The organism is Spirosoma sp. 209, assembly GCF_002006735.1.
Lineage (GTDB): Bacteria > Bacteroidota > Bacteroidia > Cytophagales > Spirosomataceae > Spirosoma > Spirosoma sordidisoli.
Map to the genome: position 1 here is coordinate 156,445 of NZ_MVEC01000008.1, position 20,916 is coordinate 177,360.

Annotated in this window: 19 protein-coding genes; 12 read left to right on the top strand and 7 right to left on the bottom strand. The window is 58.5% G+C overall.

The window, feature by feature from the left end; all coding sequences use genetic code 11:
* Nucleotides 1–94 precede the first annotated feature (94 nt).
* Complete coding sequence (locus B1C80_RS15150; RefSeq protein WP_077922027.1) at nt 95–1,267, bottom strand: PAS domain-containing protein; 1,173 nt, start codon at nt 1,265–1,267, stop codon at nt 95–97.
* Nucleotides 1,268–1,727: 460 nt separating this feature from the next.
* Here B1C80_RS15150 and B1C80_RS15155 point away from each other — a divergent pair, with 460 nt between their 5' ends.
* The 3 genes from B1C80_RS15155 to B1C80_RS15165 are packed head-to-tail and all read left to right on the top strand — an operon-like array spanning nt 1,728 to nt 3,714.
* Entirely contained in the window at nt 1,728–2,720 is a 993-nt protein-coding gene (locus B1C80_RS15155) for a 2-hydroxyacid dehydrogenase (RefSeq protein ID WP_077922028.1), read from the top strand.
* Nucleotides 2,721–2,755: 35 nt separating this feature from the next.
* Nucleotides 2,756–3,184 (top strand): pyridoxamine 5'-phosphate oxidase family protein, encoded by a 429-nt coding sequence (locus tag B1C80_RS15160; protein WP_077922062.1) that lies wholly within the window; start codon nt 2,756–2,758, stop codon nt 3,182–3,184.
* Between the two features lie 23 nt (nt 3,185–3,207).
* Nucleotides 3,208–3,714, top strand: a complete 507-nt coding sequence (locus B1C80_RS15165; protein WP_077922029.1) for a hypothetical protein — start codon at nt 3,208–3,210, stop codon at nt 3,712–3,714.
* 258 nt (nt 3,715–3,972) lie between these two features.
* Here the strand turns inward: B1C80_RS15165 and B1C80_RS15170 are convergent, their stop codons facing one another.
* Nucleotides 3,973–5,088: a L,D-transpeptidase family protein gene (locus B1C80_RS15170; RefSeq protein ID WP_077922030.1), complete on the bottom strand. Its 1,116-nt coding sequence runs from the start codon at nt 5,086–5,088 to the stop codon at nt 3,973–3,975.
* A 229-nt stretch (nt 5,089–5,317) separates the two neighbouring features.
* Here B1C80_RS15170 and B1C80_RS15175 point away from each other — a divergent pair, with 229 nt between their 5' ends.
* The 5 genes from B1C80_RS15175 to B1C80_RS15195 are packed head-to-tail and all read left to right on the top strand — an operon-like array spanning nt 5,318 to nt 8,136.
* Nucleotides 5,318–5,560, top strand: coding sequence for a hypothetical protein (locus B1C80_RS15175; RefSeq protein ID WP_077922031.1), 243 nt, complete (start codon nt 5,318–5,320; stop codon nt 5,558–5,560).
* Between the two features lie 11 nt (nt 5,561–5,571).
* Nucleotides 5,572–5,880, top strand: a complete 309-nt coding sequence (locus B1C80_RS15180) for a hypothetical protein (protein WP_077922032.1) — start codon at nt 5,572–5,574, stop codon at nt 5,878–5,880.
* Nucleotides 5,881–5,915: 35 nt separating this feature from the next.
* A complete protein-coding gene (locus B1C80_RS15185) occupies nt 5,916–6,785 on the top strand; it encodes a universal stress protein (protein ID WP_077922033.1) in 870 nt (289 codons plus the stop codon).
* Between the two features lie 34 nt (nt 6,786–6,819).
* On the top strand, nt 6,820–7,725 hold the full coding sequence (locus B1C80_RS15190) for a universal stress protein (RefSeq protein ID WP_077922034.1): 906 nt from the start codon (nt 6,820–6,822) through the stop codon (nt 7,723–7,725).
* 12 nt (nt 7,726–7,737) lie between these two features.
* Complete coding sequence (locus tag B1C80_RS15195; protein WP_077922035.1) at nt 7,738–8,136, top strand: hypothetical protein; 399 nt, start codon at nt 7,738–7,740, stop codon at nt 8,134–8,136.
* 84 nt (nt 8,137–8,220) lie between these two features.
* Here the strand turns inward: B1C80_RS15195 and B1C80_RS15200 are convergent, their stop codons facing one another.
* The 4 genes from B1C80_RS15200 to B1C80_RS15215 all read right to left on the bottom strand — a co-directional run bounded on the left by B1C80_RS15200 (nt 8,221) and on the right by B1C80_RS15215 (nt 12,343).
* Entirely contained in the window at nt 8,221–9,165 is a 945-nt protein-coding gene (locus B1C80_RS15200) for a 1-phosphofructokinase family hexose kinase (RefSeq protein WP_077922036.1), read from the bottom strand.
* A gap of 94 nt (nt 9,166–9,259) precedes the next feature.
* A complete protein-coding gene (locus tag B1C80_RS15205) occupies nt 9,260–10,243 on the bottom strand; it encodes a hypothetical protein (RefSeq protein ID WP_077922037.1) in 984 nt (327 codons plus the stop codon).
* Nucleotides 10,230–11,468 (bottom strand): CHASE2 domain-containing protein, encoded by a 1,239-nt coding sequence (locus B1C80_RS15210; RefSeq protein WP_077922038.1) that lies wholly within the window; start codon nt 11,466–11,468, stop codon nt 10,230–10,232. The genes B1C80_RS15205 and B1C80_RS15210 overlap by 14 nt, the downstream gene beginning before the upstream one ends.
* Before the next feature lie 8 nt (nt 11,469–11,476).
* Nucleotides 11,477–12,343, bottom strand: coding sequence for a hypothetical protein (locus B1C80_RS15215; RefSeq protein WP_077922039.1), 867 nt, complete (start codon nt 12,341–12,343; stop codon nt 11,477–11,479).
* 87 nt (nt 12,344–12,430) lie between these two features.
* On the opposite strand from B1C80_RS15215, the gene B1C80_RS15220 reads away from it, so the two are divergent.
* The 4 genes from B1C80_RS15220 to B1C80_RS15235 all read left to right on the top strand — a co-directional run bounded on the left by B1C80_RS15220 (nt 12,431) and on the right by B1C80_RS15235 (nt 19,382).
* On the top strand, nt 12,431–13,351 hold the full coding sequence (locus B1C80_RS15220; protein WP_077922040.1) for a caspase family protein: 921 nt from the start codon (nt 12,431–12,433) through the stop codon (nt 13,349–13,351).
* 82 nt (nt 13,352–13,433) lie between these two features.
* Nucleotides 13,434–14,987, top strand: coding sequence for an IPT/TIG domain-containing protein (locus B1C80_RS15225; protein WP_077922041.1), 1,554 nt, complete (start codon nt 13,434–13,436; stop codon nt 14,985–14,987).
* Between the two features lie 43 nt (nt 14,988–15,030).
* A complete protein-coding gene (locus tag B1C80_RS15230; protein WP_077922042.1) occupies nt 15,031–18,471 on the top strand; it encodes an IPT/TIG domain-containing protein in 3,441 nt (1,146 codons plus the stop codon).
* A 29-nt stretch (nt 18,472–18,500) separates the two neighbouring features.
* Nucleotides 18,501–19,382: a hypothetical protein gene (locus tag B1C80_RS15235; protein ID WP_077922043.1), complete on the top strand. Its 882-nt coding sequence runs from the start codon at nt 18,501–18,503 to the stop codon at nt 19,380–19,382.
* 7 nt (nt 19,383–19,389) lie between these two features.
* On the opposite strand, the gene B1C80_RS15240 is transcribed toward B1C80_RS15235, so the two are convergent.
* The gene (locus B1C80_RS15240; RefSeq protein ID WP_139361660.1) at nt 19,390–20,781 is read right to left on the bottom strand and encodes a hypothetical protein; all 1,392 of its coding nucleotides are present in this window, start codon (nt 20,779–20,781) and stop codon (nt 19,390–19,392) included.
* Between the last annotated feature and the right edge of the window lie 135 nt (nt 20,782–20,916).

Here is a 20,916-nt window from a genome sequence, read left to right on the forward strand (position 1 = left end):
CCGGACTTACGACTGAAGAAAATCACCCACCAGGCTGATTCTTGCCCCGGCTATCGACCCGGGGCCGCGCTGACGGAAGCCGCTGGCGTCGCGCTCAGACTTGTTGAGCCACGCCCCGGCTGGTGCTGACTGTATCCTGTATAGCCAGCACCAGCTGGGTCCCTAGCCGGGCTACCGACACCTGACAAACCTGCACAACCCCAACGATGTCGAACGGGGTGGTACAGGTTTGCGGTTCGGCTCGTTCATAACCAGCTGTGCATCGACAGAGAAACCCTGACTCCCTGGCAGTGGCAACTACGTTCGTCAGGAGCTGCCCCACCAGATCAGGGCGCCCAAGCCAGTTCGCCAGTCGAGCGTTTGCCTGATCGATTCGGAAATCGACAATAGGAGACAACAGGTCTGACGAACTACGAATGGGCTGCAATACCGCCACGCCAGCGGGTACGCGCAGGAGTACATCCTGAACCTGTATGCCCGGCTGCTGAATGATGTCGCGGAGTTTCCGGCGAACGGTACTGTCGGCATACCGAACCAGGATTCCGCCATCGACGGGAACCACGGTGATATCGCGCCAGCAGTCATACTCCGGGTAATAATGTTCGCCGGTGTAGGGCTGATTGGTCTCGTAAACCGATACGTACTGATGAAACATGCCGTTGATACCCGTAGCGGGGTATAGCTGCCATAAGGTACGGCCCAGCAACTCCTCCCGGCTAAACCCACTCATCCGCAGACCGGCCTCGTTGATCAGGGTGAAGCGAAAATCACAGATTCGGCCGTCGGCATCACGAACGACATCCAGCACGGAAATACCCGTATTATCGATATCGAAGGCCTGCTGCAACACCGCTTTCAGCCGGGCGGCTTCGGCTTCGGCCCGGCGTTGGGTCATGTCTACATACGACGCCAGGAGGTATTCGTCGACCCGCACCACCGTCATGTCGAGCCAGGCCAGCCGGTTGCTACCTGGCCAGCTGATCCGGGTGGTAAAATGAGCCCCCCGCCCCGTTTCAATCACCGGCCGAAACTGCGCCATCAGTTCCGTCTGAACCAGTTCAGAAAATAAGCTGCTGAACGGTTGCCACAGCAGTTCGTTGGCCGGTTGCCCCATGTCCTGCTCCGCTACGGCATTGACCATCGTCAGCCGCAGGTCCGTGAGTACTCCACGGGCATTACGAATTATCTGATACACAAAGACACCATCCTGCGCCACGCTCAATACGCGCTGTAACAGGGCAGGTGCCAGTTGCTGGGTAGAATGCATTGATTTTACACGTTAGGATAAAGAACAAGGGCAGATTAAGCCATACAAACTAACGAAACAACGTTACCACATGTTTTAATATAGTAACAAAAGAAACCAAAATCCCCGGTCTAACTGGCACAGGCCGGTTAAGCTGTCGACGATACGCGGATCGAGCCATCTAGTAATTATTACTCAACGCATACCAGTTCACATGAAGCGCTGGTATTGGTCCAGATTGATTCGTTAAATCCACTTCATTTTCATAAAGATAGGCGCTAGGGTAATTGCTGCTGCGTCTCTTTGAGGCACTGGTTCAATCTAACTTACCATTTGGTAACAAATTTCACAATCAATTACATAATAATAAATACTTAGTCCGACAAACTGCCTAAAGTCAGGCTGGGCAGTGAGTATGGTCAGGGCTTAAGTGTCGAACTAATCTCAATTTTGGTACATCAACTTAGCCAGTCGCCTGCTCATGACTATCGCCTTTTACAGCGCCCAACCTTTCGAACAACGCTGGTTCGACGAACTGCGCGGCCACCATCAGATCACCTACATACCCGAAGCGCTGACCCTCGAAACGGCATCGAAAGCCGCTGGTCACCAGGCCGTATGTGCCTTCGTCAACGACGACCTGAGCCGCCCCGTCCTGCAACAGCTGCGGAGGCTGGGTATTGGCGTACTGGGTATGCGGTGCGTCGGGCTGGATAACGTTGACCAGCACGCCCTCTGCGATCTGGACATGACCCTCCTGCACATTCCGGGCTACTCCCCGTTTTCAGTGGCCGAACAGGCCATAGGTTTACTCCTTGGGCTGATCCGGCACCTGCCCGAAGCTCATAACCGGGTCACTACCGGTAATTTCTCGATCAACGGGCTGGTTGGCACCGACCTGCACGGCAAAACGGTGGGGGTAATAGGCACCGGCCGGATTGGCAAGGCCTTCCTGCATATCGTACAGGGCTTCGGCTGCAAGGTACTGGCCTATGATATCGGTCCAGACCGCCGGCTGGTAGAATCGGGCGTCGTTTATGTGCCCCTCCGTGAGCTGCTCCAGCAGGCCGACATCGTCTCCCTGCACTGCGCGCTAACGCCCCTGACAACCTACCTGATCAACGCCAAAACGCTGCCGCTGCTAAAGCCGGGGGCTTTTCTGGTCAATACCGGACGCGGCAAACTGGTTCATACCGAAGCCCTGCTCGACGCCCTGGATGCGGGTCAGCTGGCGGGCTACGCAGCCGACGTGTACGAAGGCGAACGGACGTATTTCCACTACGACTATGCCGACCAACCCATTACCGATGCCCTGCTGAATCGTTTACGAACGCACCCCCGGGTACTGCTGACTGCCCACCAGGGATTCCTGACCGACGAGGCACTGCGGCAAATTGCCCGCAGCATGCTTAACCAGTTCAGCTTTTACGACAACCAGCAAACGGCCCTGATCACCAGGGCGTCGATGTGCTGAACGACGTTCTAAAACCGGCAAAACGGCAGCCTGCCATGCTACACGACCTCTCGCCCGAACTGACCGAACACCTGCTGAGTACGCAGTTCTTTGGCCGCATTGGCTGCGCTGCCGACGGGCAGGTGCTGGTTTTACCCGTTGCGTACCTCTACGACGGCCATGCCATCTACGGTCAAACCCGCGAGGGCACCAAAACCCGTATGCTGCGCCAAAACCCCACGGTATGTTTCGAAGTCGATGAAGCATGCAGCCCAACCTCCTGGCGGAGCGTAGTGGTACAGGGCGTGTATGAAGAACTGAACGGCGACGATCGGGTCTACGCCGAACAGCGCCTTGGCCCCGGTCGGGTAGCGCCCCGCAGCGACATGGTTTCGTCCACGGGCGAGGTACCCCAGCCTCCACCGCCGGTTGTTTACCGCATCCGAATCCTCAGCAAGACCGGCCGGAGCGAAATCAAAGAGTAGTTCGTCCTAACGCCTAATGCCTTATGAAAACGCTCGATACCCTCCTCCTGGTTGCTTATTTCGTTGTCAATGGGTTTGCGGTTGTGCAGGTCATTGGCAGTTACCGGTGGCCTACCGTGACGCGCCTGGTGTTCTGTCTGCTGTTTCTGGCAGCCGCCCTGGTCAACACCCGAACCGCGCTCAATACCCCCTGGGTCTACCAGAACTATGCCGATTACGCCATTCCGCTCTACAGCCGGTTTATTCTGGGCGGGTTCGAGCCGATTATTACCCCTATGGTGCTGAGTATTGCGGTCGGGCAGGTGGGTGTTGCGGCCGCGATGTTTATGAAGCGACGCTGGTTCCGGCTAGGTTGCGCAGGTGGTATTGTTTTCTGCCTGGCCATCTCTCCGCTGGGTCTGGGCGCGGCCTTTCCGGCTACCCTGCTGATGGCCCTGGCCTTCTACCGGCTACTTAGCCATGACAAACGGGAACCCGCTACCCGCTCCGATCACCGTCCGATAAAATCACCCCGGACAGCGGCAGTATAAAACTGACCAGACCCGATCAGAGCGAACGTACTCTGAACAAGACCAGGCAAAACATAACGAGATCAGACCTGATCGTTCGGTGGTCGTAGCTGCGTTCATCGGCTGGCATAATCCGCACCCGGCAGCGTTGCCGATCAGGTCTGTCTCCAGGTAAACCCTTCCGTGTAGGGGGTTAGTTGGTTGCAAAGAAGAGAGCAGTGTAATAGATAACCCCGTAGTGATGTTCGCTACGGGGTTTTTGTTGGCGGCAACACCACCCTACAAAGGCAGTCGCCACCAGCCGTACACATCGCGGTAGACCCGAATGGCATTGCTCTCATCGATATCGAGTACGTTATAGACGACAATGACCGGCACCGGCTCAGGGAACCGTATGCTTTTCGGGCTGGCGTTGGTGGGGCAGCTGGTCAGAAACGACGGGCCGAACCGCGTATAGCCGAGCAGCAGATTGGCCAGGTGTATGGGTTTCTCGACCCGAACGCAGCCATGGCTCAGGCTCCGATTCGACCGGGTGAAGAGCCGACGGGCGTTGGTATCGTGGAGGTAAATATCATACGGGTTATCGAGGTTAAACTTCAGTAGCCCCAGCGCGTTATCGCAGCCGGTCGATTGCCGAAGGCGGTACGGAAACGGCTTGGCCAACCAGTTCACCCCGGCCGGATCAACCACCCGCCCGCTGGCATCGATGACCTGGAGCTTCAGGGCATCCAGCGTGGCGACCGGGTTTTTCCGTATGGCGGGCAGCATTTCGTTTATCATGATGGAGCGCGGCACGTTCCAGTACGGGTAAACCACCACACTGCTGATTTCGGCCGTAAAGCTGGGGGTTGGGGTGGCGGGTTTGCCTACAATTACCCGGCTGTGGAGCAGCGTTTGCCCGGCCGGATCGATGACCCGAAGCGTAGCCGACGGTAAATTCACCACCACTCGCCTGGAAGCCGAAAACCGGTTCAGCCAGCGGTAGGTGTTCAGCGTTTCCCAAACTTGCTCCAGCGTGAGCGAGTCGGTCATGTAATCGTCGATCAGGCAACGCTGGCAGTACTCTTTCAGCTGCCGATAGGCCGGGTCGGGCGACTCGAGCGAATCGAGTAGCGGGCACCAGTCGGCACCGGTCCGAAACTGTTGCGTCAGACGGCTGATCCGGCTGGTGTCGATTCGTTCGGCCACCCCCTGGTAGCCCAGCCGGCGGGGTCGACGGCCATACACGATCTGCGTAAAATAGCGGGTCAGGCAGGCTTCGTCGGGCTCGGCACACAGGCTGTCGACACCAATGGTCTGGCCATATTGCCGCAGCCGCAGCCAGTCGCCGGCTACCTGGGCGCGGGCCGTACCGGAGGCCAGGATTATCCATACAATACACCAGCGATAACGCATATCCGTCTTTGGTTTGGGGGGAAGAGAGCCGTTCAGCCACCGGCCGACACGGCTGGCCGGGGCGGGTTTCCGACGCCAGCAAAAATGCGGATTACCAGACGGGCGCCCGGTGACTGAGTTCAGGAGCGGCTCTGAAGTCTATCAGCGCCCGGGCTGATACCCGTCATACCCCAACCGGGCCAGTCCGGCCAACTTTGTTGAGTCAATTCTTTCGTTGACGCCCCCGGACATGACCTTTGAACCATCCTCCCATCTACTGGCCTTTGTGTTGCCCGTCTCGTTCCGCAAAGGTGACGTCATCTTCAGCACCGCCACTACTGATGAGGAAGTTCGGGTAGCTATCACCCCTACCGATCGTCCCCGACACGTCGTTTCAACGGCTCAGCTATCGAGGGGGCGCTGGCGGGCGCGGCTCAACTGGTCCGATGGTCGTCAGCAGTATCTGGAAGAAAAGGAAATTTTTGTCGATTAACCGGATCGCGCATGAAAACGCAACGCTTCATTCTGACTTACACGGGCCGGGGCACCATGCCCACCACCGACCTTGCCTTTCTGAACGAACATATTCCGGTACTGGACCATAGCCGCCGGAGTCTGCTGGTAGAAGACGCGCCGGAGCACATCCGCCACCTGCTACGGTCGATGCCCCGCTGGCAGTGCCGACCCGAACGCATGTACCAGCCCTTACGGCAGGCCGGCTCGCTGATTGCCTTGCCCGCGGTGCGCCGGGTTGTGATCATGGTGGTAGTGCTGTCCCTTTTCAGTTCGTTTCCGCTTTCCTGTATCAACTAACCGGGGTTTCGACCTTGCTAAACGGGGTGTAACCAATGAAAAAAATCTTACTGCTGACCGACTTCTCGGAAGCGTCTCGCCAGGCTCTTACCTATGCCCGCGCCTTCTTTGGCGATACCGTCGCTGATTTTCATTTACTCTGCGCGCACCCGGTCGAACCTGACAGTTTTTACGGCGCCAAACACGTATCGACAACCGCCCGGGCGGCCTTTACCGACGCCTTGTGCGATCTGGTGGCCAGCCTGCGCCGGGAAACCGCCAACGACTGGCACACATTCCGGTCGTCGGCCTGTCCGGGTCCACTCCTCGATGCGGTCACCGATGTCTTAGCCAACGAAACCTACGATTATGTTGTCATCGGGGCCAAAAAAGACGGGACCAACGAGCTGTTCGGCAATACCGCTACTACGCTTGTCCGGTACCTGAACGCGAACCTGCTGGTGGTGCCGGTCGACTCGCAGATCAGACCCATCCGGCGGGTCGTGCTGGCTACGGACTTTGCCAGCCTGACAGACTGCAAACTGCTTTGTCCCGTTAAGGATATCGTTACGCTGAAAGGAGCGACCCTGACCCTGCTGACCATCGACACCCCGCATAAACAGGTAGTCACCACCGAGCAGGAGCTACGCATCCGGCAGTTTCTGACGCCCGTTGAGCCACGCACCGCCCGGCTGGAAGCGCCTACCGCCAGGCAGGGTATCGATGCCTACGTGGCCGGTCACCCAATCGACCTGCTGATCAGCATCCCCAAACACAAAGGCTGGACCGACATTCTGACCAGCAACAGCGTAACCCGATCGCTGGTCTTTGCGCCAGCCGTACCTACGCTGACCCTCTACGACAGCGGAAGCCGCGATAAGCCACAGGCTATCGACGACCTCTCCAACCTGGATTACGCCCTCTAACGACAAGCCGATCAACTCACCTTTCCTCACAACCATGTATAAGATCCTGTTATTAACCGATTTTTCGGCGGCCTCACGCCATGCCATCGCCTTTACGCAGGCGCTGTTTGCCGACACGGCGGCCAGTTTTTCGCTCCTGCACGCGCTCCCGCTCGAACCGGACCTGAGCCATAACGGGGCTTTTCTGCTGGCCGAACAGCGCGAATCCGCCGAGCAGGCGTTACACGACTTGCAACAATCGCTCACGCAACCAGCCGTACCGAGCTACCACACTTATCAGAAGCTGGTAGCGCTGGGCGGGCCGGTAGGGGTTGTGGAACAGCTGCTGGCCGACGAACCGTTCGATCTCGTCGTGGCCGGCACAACGGGGGCTGGCTTCAGCGAGTTTATCGGCAACGTCGCTACCGGGCTGGTTCGGCATGCCGCCACCAACGTGCTGGTCGTACCTCTGTCGGCCCCTATTCGCCCGGTCGAACAGGTCGTACTGGCCACCGACTACCGCTCCGTCAACGATGCCGAGTCGCTCCGGTTCCTGACTGATCTGGCGGCCCGGAAAGCAGCCGCGCTTACCCTGCTCACCATCGAGAATCCCGCCGAGCCCGACAGCCACAGCAGTGAGGTAAACCGCCGGTATGTCGAAAAAGCGCTGGAAAACCTGTCTACTCTTCGCTATACCATTCACGACGACGAGGTGCGCCACGGCATCTACGCCTACCTCGACGCCCATGCCGTTGATCTGCTGGTGATGCTCCCCCACCACAAAACCATGCTGGATGTGCTGCTGACCAACAGCATAACGCGGTCGATGGCCTACCACCCCCGGGTGCCCCTCCTCACCCTGTACGATACGGTTACCGTGAGCACCGCCGATGTGACCCAGCCAGCGGTATCGGTCCAGCCGTCGAGTCTGGACAGCCTGTCCGTTGCTACCTATCTCTAACCGACCCCGCGTATGAAACCAGCAAAATATCGCCAGTTAACCGAGGTTCACCTCCTGCACCGCATCTGGCGCAACGAGCTCGAACTGGCCCTGCAGGAGGTGAACTTTTGGGAAGAGCTGCTGGGAACGCTGAATGAGATCACCGTTGCCGGCGCCGAAGCCGACACGACCTGGACGGCCGAACTCAGCCAGCTGCACCATTTCCGCCGACTGAGTAAACGGCTGCTGCACGAAATCGACACCCTGGAAAGCGAGGTCGCCAAAGGCGTACGACTGGGCCGCATTCTCGACGCCGAAACCCGGCTCGACCACCAGTATCTGCGCAACGAAATGGACAGTTTCCACGCCGACTTCCGGACGTTCAAGACCGACATACGGCGCTACATGACTGAGCTACCCGCCTTTCAGTAGCCAGCTAACGATTTGGGGCAGAAAAAGAGGCCATCGGCTCCTTCTTCTGCCCCAAATCGTTGTTACGGGTTGCCCCTGTACTACCTACGACAACTTCATCTGACGTTGTTGATTGATCCAGTCCAGAAGACGGTCGGCGTCGGCCCGGTAGAACAACTCCGTGCCGGGGTTCATCGTAGCGGCCGTTCCGCAGGCCACGCCCTGACGGAGCGCGTCGGCATAAGATTTTCCCTGGGCCAGTGCGTGAACCATACCGCCCACCAGACTGTCGCCCGCCCCTACCGTACTCATCTTTTTAACGGGCGGTGCCTGCACAAACTCATGCCCGTCGGCGGTGACCATCAGCGCCCCGCGCGGCCCCAGTGATACTACCACCACTTCGCAGTTTCCTTCGTTGATCAGATTCATAGCCGCCTGGTTGATCTCGTCCGTTTCGAGTCGATCAACACCGACCAGCCGCGCCAGCTCGCCCAGGTTCGGCTTTATCAGAAATACCCCTTCGTCCAGAGCCGCCCGCAGCGGTTCACCCGAGGTATCGAGCACCAACCTGACATGCCGCGCTTTGGCGAACCGGGCAATCGTGGCATACAGGTCGGCCGGCGAACCAGGCGGCAGGCTGCCACTGACTACCAGATAGTCGATGGGTTCGGCCAGGGTCTGCACGTGGGCCAGGCAGGCGCTGACTTCGGCACCCGTCAGTACCGGCCCCGGCGTTCCAAACCGAAACTGCTGGTTGGTGGCGGTTTCGGCCACCACAAAGCACTCGCGGCTCGGCTCCTGAATACCGATGATCTGGTACGAAATACCTTCCTGTTCCACCAGCTCCTGCAACCGAATACCCGTGGCTCCACCGGAGGTGAAGACCGCCAGCGACTGGCCACCCAGACGACGGATTGCTTTCGATACGTTAATACCGCCCCCGCCGGCATCGTAGCTGGGTTGGGAGCAGTGCAGCTTCTGTTCGGGGATTAACCGATCAACGGTCATGCTGATGTCCACCGCCGGGTTGAGCGTGAGAGTTATGATCATAACAAATAGGTCTGTATCGGTAAAAATAAGTAGCTCTGCCTACCCACCCCATGAGGTCCGTCAGCCCCGGTCTTGATCAGCCTTAGCCTCTTATTCAGCGGCTGGCCAGCAGCGCATGAGCCTGCTGGGTCATGCCGCGCCGGGCCAGAAACAGCGCCAGCCCATCGCGAAACAGCACGTTGGCCGGGGCCAGCCGGTACGCCTGAAAATAGGCCCGGTACGCTTCCGGATAAAACCGGTTTCCTTCGTACAGGGTAGCTCTGACGAACGCAGCCAGGGCCGCACTGGTCTGCATCTCCTGGTCCAGGGCTACCAGTTTCGTCTCCAGCGTACGCAACGCATCGGGTTTTGGCAGCGAGAACGTATACCGGGCGCAGTTGGGCTTACCGACCGGATAAACAGACCAGTAGTAGGTTACCTCTTTTTCGATGAAAGGTTTGTCGAGCCTAAAAGCCAGGGTAGTATCGGCGGTTTCGGTTGTGAAAAGGGTGTTGGCTTTTTCGTCGTAGTTGTCATAGATGGCCAGGGTATAGCGCCGGGCCGCCGGGTCGCGCTTCCAGCCAAACTGCATCGACGTATCGGATGCCAGCACCGCGCCGTAGTCGGGCGTCAGCATGAGCGGTACGGTACAGCCCCGGCTCACCACCCCTTTGCGCTTCATATACCCCTGCGCGTACGAGTCGATCGTTTCGTGATGGTGGGTCAGGTTACGCCACAGATACCGGAAATAGTCGGCCAGCGCCAGCCCGATCCCGTCGCTGGCCGACGACTGCAACAGGGTGGTCACGGTAAACTCACCCGGCCGGTTGCGGATCACGACGGGCGCTTTGCCGGGTTGTTCCAGCACCAGAATACTCTGCTCGTTCAGTTTTATGGTATACGCAGCCGCCAGCGCCGGGTTCTGACTGGCCGGGCCGATGGATACCCAGGGCGAGCGGGCCGATGTGCGGTACGAAACGGGGCCGTCGGCATAAAGTACCCGACTCGCTGCGGGCGCGGTTTGTTTCGTTGATTGAGCCGAAAGAACCGCCGGACTTAGCAGGACGACCAGCAGGAAGAGGAGCTTAGTGGTGTGCATGACTATCGTCGAAATAGGTTGTATACGGAATGCGTTTGGGAAGCCAGGATCGTTTGGTCAGCCAGCGGGCAAACCCTTCGTAGAAATACAGCACATCGACGGCCAGAGCCATCGGAGCCAGCAACGGGAGCGTGTTCATTTCGATATGCCCGAACCGGAACAGCAACAGCGCCACCAGCACGATCAGCGCTGCGGTGATAAACTGTACGGTCTTGAAAACGAGATGAAACCAGATATGATACCGCTGAAACTGCCAGGCAAAAAACATCATAAGCACCCAGCAGAGCGGGAACGATACCAGCCAGAGTACCCAGTCGGGAATTTTTCGCAGATGGGTGCCGTCCAGCAGCATTGCCAGAATATTAGCGTGAATCTCCAGCCCGGTCAAACGAGTCCCGTCGCCCAGCGGCACCTGATGAACATCTTCCGATACGTACGGGTCGGCCGCGCCCGCCATCGACCCCAGCAGGACAATTTTGTTGCGCAGCTCGGGCAACCGGGCGCTGCCGGGGGCCAGATCCGTACTGTCGAACCGGCTAAACAGCCGCTGGTCCTGCTGGTACAGAATCCAGTCGGGTTCGTTGGCCTTCATGGCGGCCCGGTGGTTACCGTACTGCTGCCAGGTAGCCGGCGCCACGATCGACACGATCCGGGCGGCAAACGACAGCGTATCGCCGGGGGCGTCGCCCAGGGGGGGCAGAGCAGGCAGGTGATGACGCACCACCCCGTCCGACTCTTCGGCTACGAAATTGGTATAGCCCGTTGGTCCCAGCCGGAACGGCGCGTCAGACTCGTGGAGTTCGCTGCGGGCGTGGCCCGCTTCTCCTTCGATAGCCAGCCACGAGGCCATAACCAGCTTACGCTGTTGCTGGAGCTGGGCCAGCGCCCGTTGCAGACTGGTATCCGACGGGGCTTTTTTCCGGTCGAATACCACATCGACCGCCACCAGCCGGGGGTTCTGCCGCGCAATGGCAGTCAGCATGGCAGCAATCCCGGACCGGTTGGCTTTGCCGATATCGACCAGGCAGATCGACGAAGACGAGGGCCCCAGCGGGGCGCGGGTCTGGCCATGGATGTGATTGTCGAACTCAAGCCCGACATGATGCAGCGCGCTATGAACGGGGTCCAGGAACCCAATGCTGAAGACAGCCAGTTTGAGCAGGCCGCATACCAGAAAAACGGCGATGGTAGCGCCGAGCGAATCAACCAGGAGAGATCGGGACATAGTAGAAATTAGTAACGAAGGTTGGTGTAGAAGCCTTTGGCATCGCCCTTGACCGACTCAATTTCGGCCAGGAGCTGCGAGATGCGGATTTCGAGTTCAATGCGGATGCGCTGGATGCGTTCCGTTCGTTCGCGTGGTTTGAATTTACCGCTGGCCACGTCGTTGATTTGTCTGAGGGTTTCGTTGAAGGGCAGCAGAAAAGTTCGGTGCATCTGATCGAGCGACCGGCTGAAAAACTGATCGGCGTCGGCATTCAACTTTTCATTGCCCCACAGACTACGAATCCGCTGTTTGAAGGGTTCTTTATTCAGCAACAGCTTCTCATACGCTTCGTTGGTTCTCTGGATCTGCTGATCGAGCCGGATAAGATCGGTGCGGCTCTCGAAAGCCCGTTCCCCGAAGTTTTTAAAAGCCGTTACTTCATTATAGACCTGCTCCAGGTAGGTGTCGGTCTGTCCCGTCAGCTCGTTGTATAACACCGCCCGCCGGTCGGCCAGCGACAGCGGAGCCGCCACCTCCTCGGCGCCCCGGCTCACGGCCGCGCTCCCTTCGACGGGAACGGCCGTCAGGGTGAACGTAATATGATCGCCCACCAGCTCGGGAACGTCGTCGGTCACGTGCCAGACGATCTGCCGATCGGGTCCGTCCTGAGCCCGTACCCGTCCCACGCCATTTCCCTCCGTATGGTTCAGGGCAATGGTTTGCGTACCGTTCTGACAAATTGCCTTGACCAGAAACTGCTGGCTGGGCCGGGTGCCGGTCAGTTGATACTGAATCACGACATCGGACCCGAACGCTTCGTGGCGCAGGTTCTCTATTTTCTGACCGGCCACTACCATCGGTAATAATACCAGTCCCAGCAGTCTACCTACCATTTAGTAAAGTTGCGGTTATGTGTGGATCATTCGCCGTCTAATTAGGTACATTTCCTTTAGTAAATCAACCCATTACCAGGTTCCTACATGCGTTCTGTGATTTTTACCCTGCTTTTGACGCTTAATTTACTCAGTGGTGACGGTGTCTATGCTCAACTCATTCAGGCTACGTCGGCACCCGGATCGTACCAGATTCGAGGTGGGTCGGCGCAGGCTGCCCGGGTCGACTACGCCCTGCTGATTGCCAACGACACCTTTACCGACCCGGCCTACCGCCCTCTCACAAACCCCACCTTCGACGCCCGCGAAATCGAAGCCCTGCTGCGCGATAAGTTCGGTTTCCGGACCACATTGCTCGCCAACGTAACGAAAGACAGCTGTGTTCGGCAGATCCGGCGGCTGGCCAGCCAGTCGTACGGGCCTTACGATCAGCTCTTCATTTTCTTTGCCGGCCATGGCGATTTCGATCCTGTATTGCAGCAGGGATACGCCGTTATGACCAATTCAAAAGCCGGCGACGATGGGTATACCAACCACCTGTCTTTCGCCTACCTGCAGGACTTACTCGCCAAATTCCGCTGCCGTCACGTACTGCTCACCCTCGACGTATGCTACGGCGGAACGTTCGATAGCTATTTCGCCACCCAAAACCCCAACGAGCTAAAACGCGATGGCCCCGAACGCGGAGTCCGGGCCGACGTAGAAGAGCTGGGCGGACAAACGCCCTTTATCCTCACCAAACTGAAACCCCAGACCCGTAAATACCTGACGTCGGGCGGTAAAGAAACCGTGGCCGACGGCGAGAAAGGAAAACACTCCCCTTTCGCCCGGTTTTTTATTCAAAAGCTGAACGAGGCCGCCGGCAGCGACTACCGCATTCTGCCCGCTTCTGACCTGAAATCCTACATCGAACGCCAGAGTGCGATCACCCGCATAGGAGCCAGTGTAAAAATGGGCTCCTTCGGTTCCGACGAATCCAATAGTGAATTTCTGTTCATTGCCAGGTAGTTGACTACTCTTTCTCCCGATGAGAAGGTCAGGTACGTATTAATTGTATTGCGTTTCAGCTTATCACACCCTCCTCCACACCATGAACCGTTTCGTAGTAGTACTCGGACTGGCTATCGGTCTGTTCAGCACCTGCCAGGAAAAGAAATACCCGCCCCAGCTGACCGCCGTTAGCCCCACGGCCGCGCCCATCGGCGCCGACATCACCCTCTCGGGCAGCCAGTTCGGCGAGGACCCTGCCGTCACCATCGCCGGCCAGACCGTACCGACCAAAACCCGCGCCGACAATACCATCACACTCACCCTGCCCCAACTGCCGATTGGGGCCACTACAGTTCGGGTTCAGAACGCCGACGGCACCTCCAGCCCCCTCCCCTTTACTGTACTCCAGCCCCTGCCCTTCGTCTCCGGCTTCAGCCCATCGTCGGGTCAGGCCGGCAGTGAAGTACTCATCAGCGGCACCTTCCTGAACGATGTAACGGAGGTGCGCTTCGGCAACGGAACCTCTTCGGCGGCTGCGTTTCAGACATCGGGTAACGCGCTGCGGGTGGTCGTACCGGCCAATGCGGTTACGGGGAGCATCTGCCTGCGCAACAGCGGGGGGCAGTTCTGCAGCCTGTCTGTTTTTACCGTCACGGTTCCGCAGCCAGCGCCCACGATAACCAGCGTTGTGCCCGAAAAAGGATGCGCCGGCACCGAGATCAGCATACGAGGCCAGAACCTGCAAAACATCACAGCGGTCAGATTCGGGAGCCAGACGGTTCCGGTCAGGAGTAATGCCAACAATGTAGTCACTGTTATTGCGCCCGAGTTCGGGTCTGTCCAACCCGTAGCGATTACGATACAGACCGCGGGCGGGCTATCGAACGAAGGTCGGTTCATGGGCGCTCCGCAGGCAACCATCAGCCAGACGCCCGTTCCGAATGGATTGATTCCTGGCGGGCCGCTTACCCTGCGCGGCACTCATTTCTCGTCGGTGACGGGCATCGATTTCATGAACGGCAACGGAGAAGTTACCGCCACGGTAAATGCCGCCAGCTTTTTGTCAAACGAGTCGGGCAGCTGTATGATCAAAGTCCCGGTCGAGGCCACGGCGACGTCTGTCCGGGTGAACAACGAGTACGGTCATGGCAAGCCATACAGCATCAGCAAACTGTCGGGCAGCGATGCCATCAACACCGGTAATGTTGCCACCAATGTTGGGTCCATAACGACGGGGGTTATTTCGGACGGTTGCGATCCGGCTTCGTTTTTTTACTGTTCGCCCAACCGCGGCTACGAGATCGGCTTCAAATATTTCTCCTCCCGCTGCAACATGAAAGGCTACGTGCCTGAGCAACTACAAGGGCGCTTGTTCGAAACCTACGTAGCGTACCGGTACACGACCGGGGCTGCCCTGATCGCCACCGACGACCTGCTGAAGCTGGAACGCAACAGCCAGAATACGGCCTACACGGGTACGGTAATCGTTGTTGCGGGGAACAACGGTAAACCCGTCACCTACGTCGGGAACATGACAAAGACCGGCGACATCTACGCCTATTCGGTACAGGACGGCGCCCTCTTCAAGATGTGCAAGAAAGATTTGAAGTATTTCTCCTACCCAACCCCCACGATTTGTAGTGACTGTAAGTGACGCCTTTACGTCCATGTAATGCCTGTTGATTCCCCACCTGCCTATGAACAAGTCTGTCCTACTGATCCTGGTCAACCTGCTGATCCTATTCTGTACAGTCTCCTGCAAAGAAAAGAAGTACCCACCCCAGCTGACCGCCGTTAGCCCCACGGCCGCGCCCATCGGCGCCGACATCACCCTCTCGGGCAGCCAGTTCGGCGAGGACCCTGCCGTCACCATCGCCGGCCAGACCGTACCGACCAAAACCCGCGCCGACAACGCCATTACACTCACCCTGCCCCGGCTGCCGATCGGGCCCACCACGATTCGGGTTCAGAACGCCGACGGCACCTCCAGCCCCCTCCCCTTTACCGTACTCCAGCCCCTGCCCCAGCTCAGCAGCGTCGAACCCGCCAACGGACTGCCGGCAACGACCGTCCGCATCCGGGGCGACTACCTGGATCAGCTCAAAGCCGTTCGGTTTGGCAACACCACCGCCGAGTTGGTCGGCACCGGGTCGGCCACCGAAATCAGCGTTAAGGTACCCTCGCTCGGCCGCGGCCCGGTACCGATTAGTGTAGAAACGGCCGGCGGAACCAGCCAGGCCAACTTCATCGTGGCCGCCACGCCCGAGCTAACCGGCTTTTCGCCCAAACGAGCCATTGTTGGTCAGGAAATCACCCTCTCGGGCAAAAACCTGCTCGATGGCGTCGTGAGCCTCAACGGTCAGCCCATCGATAAGACCAAAACGTCCGTTCAGGATAACCAGATCCGCTTCAGCCTGCCCCCTACCGCCAGCTCGGGCCGGCTGACGGTGACGGTATTCGACAAGCTCAGCGCAACCACGCCCGATAGCCTGATCATTATTCCGCCCCCGCTCATCGACGCCACCGGCCTCAGCCTGACCGAAGGCATCCGGGGCGACAAGCTCACCCTCACGGGCCGGAACCTGCTCGACGTAACCACCGTCAGCTTCGGCGGCACGCCCGCTACCGGCCTGCGCGTTCTCAGCAACTCCCAGCTCGAACTGACCGTACCCGAGCGCAGCCAGTCGGGCGAGACCCCGCTGACCGTTACCTCGCCCGGCGGCACGACCGAAGCTCCTCAGAAGTTTCTTATGCTGCTGGCGCCGGCCGAGCTGACGGCTGATCCTGACCGCCAGGGCCGTGGTAAAGACATCACCGTACGGGGTCGAAACCTGCATCGCATTACCCAGGCCAGCCTCAACGGCAAAGCGGCCACCATCACCGGCCGCACCGAAGGCAGTGAACTCAAACTTACCGTCCCTGCCGATGCCACCACCGGGCGACTTATCCTGACCAACCGGGCTGGCAGCGGCACGTCGGGCCGTAACCTGACGGTAGTTCTCAAACCCGTACTCACTGAACTAAGCCCAACCCGGGCGCCTGTGGGCGGGCTGGTTACCATACGGGGTAATTACCTGCTCGGAGCCCGCGTCTTCTTCGCCACCGATCAGACCCCTACGGCCGTCGCCCTGGAGAAAAACGACGATGACGAGATCAGTTTCCGCGTGCCCGCCTTTGCCAAAGACGGGGCTATTCGGGTCTGGAACAACGAATCGGGCGAGTATACCGACACCCCCGTTTTCAACGTCATCCTCTCGCCGGGCGTTACCAGCGTCGCGTCGGAATACAACAACAACGAAGGCTTCGTCGGTGAGAAAGTGATTCTGTCGGGCCAGAACTTCGACGAGTGCGCGGTGCGTTTCGAGGGATCGTCTCAGAACGCCGAAAACGTTGAGACACCCACCCGGGTGCGGCTGGCCGTCCGGATTCCGCCCGACGCCCGTACGGGGAAAATCCGCGTGTTCAACACCCGATACAGCACCGAAAGCCCCAGCGAGTTTCAGATTATCGGCAAACCCAACATTACCGACATCAACCCGAACCGGGCCCGGGCCGGGCAGCCGCTGATCATTAAGGGAACCAGCCTTAAGCGGATCGACGACGTTAAAATAGGCGGGCAGGCGGTAGCGAAATCAGCCTTCAGCGAAAATGCCGAGGGTACCCAGCTCACCGTAACAGTACCCGACGCAGCCCTGCGCGGGCGTATCTACGCCCACAACAAAGCCGGCAGCGACGAACATTCCGGCGAAAACTTCACCATCGTTCGCAAGCCCCGCATCGACGACTTCAGCCCCAGGCGGCAGGTGGTTGGCGGGCTGGTCACCATTCGGGGTGATTACCTCTACGGGGCCAGGGTTTCCTTTGGCGGGCGCGAGGCCACCGAGTACCCTAAGCTGAACTTCGACGACGAGATCATTGCCAAAGTGCCCGATGGAGCCAGCGACGGTGCCATTCGGGTAACCAACCTCGTTGATGCCGAACAGCGCGACGGGTTCAGCGTGGTCCGGGCGCCGGTCATCAGCGGGTTCAGCCCCGCCAACGGAAGCCGTGGCGCCGAGGTGACTATTACGGGTCAATACCTGGATGCAGTTACTGAGGTCCGGTTCAGCGGAGGAGGATCGACCCCGGCCCAGATTCTGGACAAGAGCAGCGGTTCGTTACGGGTGCGGGTACCCGACAACGCCGTTACCGGTACCATCTGCGTGAACGGCGACGCGGGCCAGCGCTGCAGCGGCAACGCGTTTACGGTGAACCTGATTCTGCCTACCATCGACAAGAGCCGATGCGTACCAACCGGGGTTATTCCGGGGTCGGCACTGACGCTGCGGGGCACTAACTTCGGAACCGTTAGCCAGGTGCGCTTCACCAATGGGACTGTGGCGAGGGATCAGTTTATCCGGATCGCGGCCGATGAGATTACCCTGAAAGTACCGGCCAACACCCAGTCTGGTCTGGTGCAGTTAGTCAATGAGAACGGGGCCGGCCCAGGGGTGCAGTTCGATGTGGTAGCCGGGGGCGACGGCTTAAACGCAGGCAACATCAGTACCGGCACCACCAACCTCACCGGCATTAATTTCCTGTCGCGGCTTTGTAATCCCTGGGTCTATCAGCGCTTCAACATTACCCATGCCCCTACACTGGGGACTACCAGCCGCACCTTCTTCCAGTTTCTGTACGAAAACTGTAACGCTGGCGTTAGCGGGTGCACTACCAAAGACTGTTCGGATAACCAGCGCAGTTATGACCAGAAAGAAACAATAGGCCAGCGAAGCTACCGTGTTTTCGGTACGGTTTATTATGCCAGTGCAGCCAGCGCCTGCGATCCTGCTTTTTATGACACCTTCAAAAACTTCTACCCCAACAATAACGACCCGAATTTTAAATACCGCTTCTGCGACGGGTTTCCGGGCTATGAGTACACCCTGAAGTTCGAGCTAAGCAGCAGCAGCGGCCCGCTCAAAGAAGGAAAAAATACTGACTTGTATACCGGCCTGGTTATCATGGAAGTACGAAGATTTGGCAATCTCAACCCCGAATCAGTGCTGATGGGTAGCCGGGCCAGAGACGGCGTATTCTACCTGACCGACGTAGCGAACACCTCCCGAAAAGCCCAGATCAGATTATGTCCCGAGAACTAACTCAGTCTGGGCAGCCTCTGCCCCTTGTTATGATAAACTATATTCTTGCGTTAGCGCTGATCCTGGTGGCAGGCACAGGCTACGCCCAGCAAACCCGTACTCAGAAACTCGATTCGCTCTACAACGATCCGTTTTTCTATTCGACCGTGTCGGCCATCATCCTGCCCAAAGGATTTGTTGAGGTCAATAATCTCGGCAGCCTCTTCACGACCAACGAGCTGTTTTCGTCCGATGCCGAGCGGCAGGATCTGAACGCCCGGCTGAGCCAGTTTGTCAACCTGCTGCAAATCAGTTACGGCACCTCGGCCAGCAGCCGGTTCAACGTTGGGGTCGATCTGCAGTACTCCTCCCTGCGGGTCGATATTGACCCGCAGTCGTCGCCGTTCAGGGTCTTCGGCCGCGATTCGGCCCTGGTCAACGATCAAGCGTTTACCCACGCGGGCCTGCGCTTTCGCTGGAAACCCATTGCCCGCAACCGAAAGCTGCTGGTTCAGGGATCGGTATACCAGCCCATCTACAAACCCGATGAAAACCTGACCAGTCTGCGGATGCAGGTCGTCTATGTGGTTGAGCTGAGCCGACGGCTGTTTTTGTACGCCCAGCCGGGTCTGACCTACAATATTCCCAAAAAGTCGATTTCGGGTAGCGTAGCCATACCGCTTACGGCCCTGCTGCAGTTTCAGCTTACGCCCCGGCTGGGGCTGATGGGCCTCATGAATCACGCCATTGGTCTGTCGAAAAACGCCGAACGAGTGTTCAGCCAGACCAGTCGCGGTTCGCAGATAGGAACAGGGTTGCAGTTTCAGCCCTCGCTGCGGCTGGGAATTACGGGGTTCGTAACCCAATATTTGGCCGGTAAGAACACCGGGGTTTACCGGACCGCCAACCTGGGCCTGCGGGTTATACTCTGATCAGCCTTCACCGCCGTTGCCCAAACACGAACGAAACCCCAACCTGATACCCCAGCGCGTATCGATTAACGGTCAGCAGGCTCGTCGAGCTGTATTTGTCACCCACGGCCAGCCCTTTGCTGAGCTGGGTGGTGCGCCCGGTAAAGATTCCCGCGTTCAGGCAGATCACGTTGGTGCCACCCAGCGCGAGCGATGGCCCAATGAGAAACCCAACCGCCTTGGCATCGCTGAGTGGTACGGCAGCTCCGAGGTGAGCCCCCAGGCGGGTGGTACTCGCTGAGCGCTTGAACACGTGAAAGAGGCCGGTTATGGCCGGCGAAAACCGGTCGAGGTCGGTAGCGCTGATTTTCCCATCGATTAGCCCATACGCCTGAGGTGGCTGACTGTAGCCCATAAACGACAGACCAAAGCTGGTGACAAGCTGTACCCGCCCCGGCGCATCGATCTGGAACTGTTCCGACCGGGCCAGCTTCCGCTTGTCGGGAACGGTTGTATCGTAAAACTGAATCAGCAGTGCCTCGCTGCCCTTGTTGACTGTGGCGTTGCAGGAGGCCGTAAAGGTATTTTGCCGCAGGGTCGAATAATGCGTCACCACCTCGTACAGGGTGGCGGTGAGTTGGTCGGCCAGTTCGTCGGTAATTGTTTTTTCGTAGATACGGGCCGACTCGGCAATGGCGAACGAGTTGAACGAGGGCGTATCCGTATCGCCCCGCGACACCGGCTGACGGGTAGCCTGGCGTTTGAACAGGGTGAGTACGTATTTCATGTATTCGGCATTTTCGAGGGCGAGCTGCCGGAACACCTGGCGGGCGGTATTCCCGTCGGTCAGGAGCGGCAGCGCGGTAGGCGTCAGCTGCCGGACCAGCTCGTCGGCCTGTCGGGTCAATTCTGGTTTAGGGAGGGTCGTGTTGTAGCGCAGTCCCCGGAGCCGGGTCTGGATCGAGCGCCAGCGTTCGGCTTCGGTCAGCCGGTCACGCAGCTGGCCTTCCAGATCTACCAAACTGGCGTTGGCGAGCTGATCGGCCGTTGACAGGTCGATCTGCATGGGCGCGTAGATAAGTGAGCTACCCGCTTTTTCGCCCCGAGCTTTAGGGGTCAACAGGTTTCGCAGATCGAGACCCATGCCGGGCACGAGTACGCCGGAGATGCGGGAAAAGAAATCGCTGATACCCGTTGCTACTACCGAGTCGGCACGGGCGCCCCGCCGGATGCTGACTTCAGGCTGGATGACCTCCACGTTGCAGTTCACAACGGATACAGAAACGGGCGTCTCCTGCCGAACGCGGATGTTTCGGCCGGTGCCCCGCAGCGTATCCCCCGCTGGCCGAACGTATACCCAGCTGGTTCGGTCGGGGTGCAGGTAATCATAGGTAATCCGAATGCCGGCCGTCTGTGCCATGACGTCAGCACAATTACCCAACAATACAAACAGAGCAACTAGTAAACATTTGATTCTCATAGAAATGGGTCATATTTTCTGTAAGTAAAATAATTTACAGAAAACATGACCCATATGAATACCTGTTGCCAGGTA

Coding starts and splice junctions, on each gene's coding strand:
- B1C80_RS15150 (WP_077922027.1), bottom strand. CDS start 1,267: ATGCATTCTACCCAGCAACTGGCACCTGCCCTGTTACAGCGCGTATTG.
- B1C80_RS15155 (WP_077922028.1), top strand. CDS start 1,728: ATGACTATCGCCTTTTACAGCGCCCAACCTTTCGAACAACGCTGGTTC.
- B1C80_RS15160 (WP_077922062.1), top strand. CDS start 2,756: ATGCTACACGACCTCTCGCCCGAACTGACCGAACACCTGCTGAGTACG.
- B1C80_RS15165 (WP_077922029.1), top strand. CDS start 3,208: ATGAAAACGCTCGATACCCTCCTCCTGGTTGCTTATTTCGTTGTCAAT.
- B1C80_RS15170 (WP_077922030.1), bottom strand. CDS start 5,088: ATGCGTTATCGCTGGTGTATTGTATGGATAATCCTGGCCTCCGGTACG.
- B1C80_RS15175 (WP_077922031.1), top strand. CDS start 5,318: ATGACCTTTGAACCATCCTCCCATCTACTGGCCTTTGTGTTGCCCGTC.
- B1C80_RS15180 (WP_077922032.1), top strand. CDS start 5,572: ATGAAAACGCAACGCTTCATTCTGACTTACACGGGCCGGGGCACCATG.
- B1C80_RS15185 (WP_077922033.1), top strand. CDS start 5,916: ATGAAAAAAATCTTACTGCTGACCGACTTCTCGGAAGCGTCTCGCCAG.
- B1C80_RS15190 (WP_077922034.1), top strand. CDS start 6,820: ATGTATAAGATCCTGTTATTAACCGATTTTTCGGCGGCCTCACGCCAT.
- B1C80_RS15195 (WP_077922035.1), top strand. CDS start 7,738: ATGAAACCAGCAAAATATCGCCAGTTAACCGAGGTTCACCTCCTGCAC.
- B1C80_RS15200 (WP_077922036.1), bottom strand. CDS start 9,165: ATGATCATAACTCTCACGCTCAACCCGGCGGTGGACATCAGCATGACC.
- B1C80_RS15205 (WP_077922037.1), bottom strand. CDS start 10,243: ATGCACACCACTAAGCTCCTCTTCCTGCTGGTCGTCCTGCTAAGTCCG.
- B1C80_RS15210 (WP_077922038.1), bottom strand. CDS start 11,468: ATGTCCCGATCTCTCCTGGTTGATTCGCTCGGCGCTACCATCGCCGTT.
- B1C80_RS15215 (WP_077922039.1), bottom strand. CDS start 12,343: ATGGTAGGTAGACTGCTGGGACTGGTATTATTACCGATGGTAGTGGCC.
- B1C80_RS15220 (WP_077922040.1), top strand. CDS start 12,431: ATGCGTTCTGTGATTTTTACCCTGCTTTTGACGCTTAATTTACTCAGT.
- B1C80_RS15225 (WP_077922041.1), top strand. CDS start 13,434: ATGAACCGTTTCGTAGTAGTACTCGGACTGGCTATCGGTCTGTTCAGC.
- B1C80_RS15230 (WP_077922042.1), top strand. CDS start 15,031: ATGAACAAGTCTGTCCTACTGATCCTGGTCAACCTGCTGATCCTATTC.
- B1C80_RS15235 (WP_077922043.1), top strand. CDS start 18,501: ATGATAAACTATATTCTTGCGTTAGCGCTGATCCTGGTGGCAGGCACA.
- B1C80_RS15240 (WP_139361660.1), bottom strand. CDS start 20,781: ATGGCACAGACGGCCGGCATTCGGATTACCTATGATTACCTGCACCCC.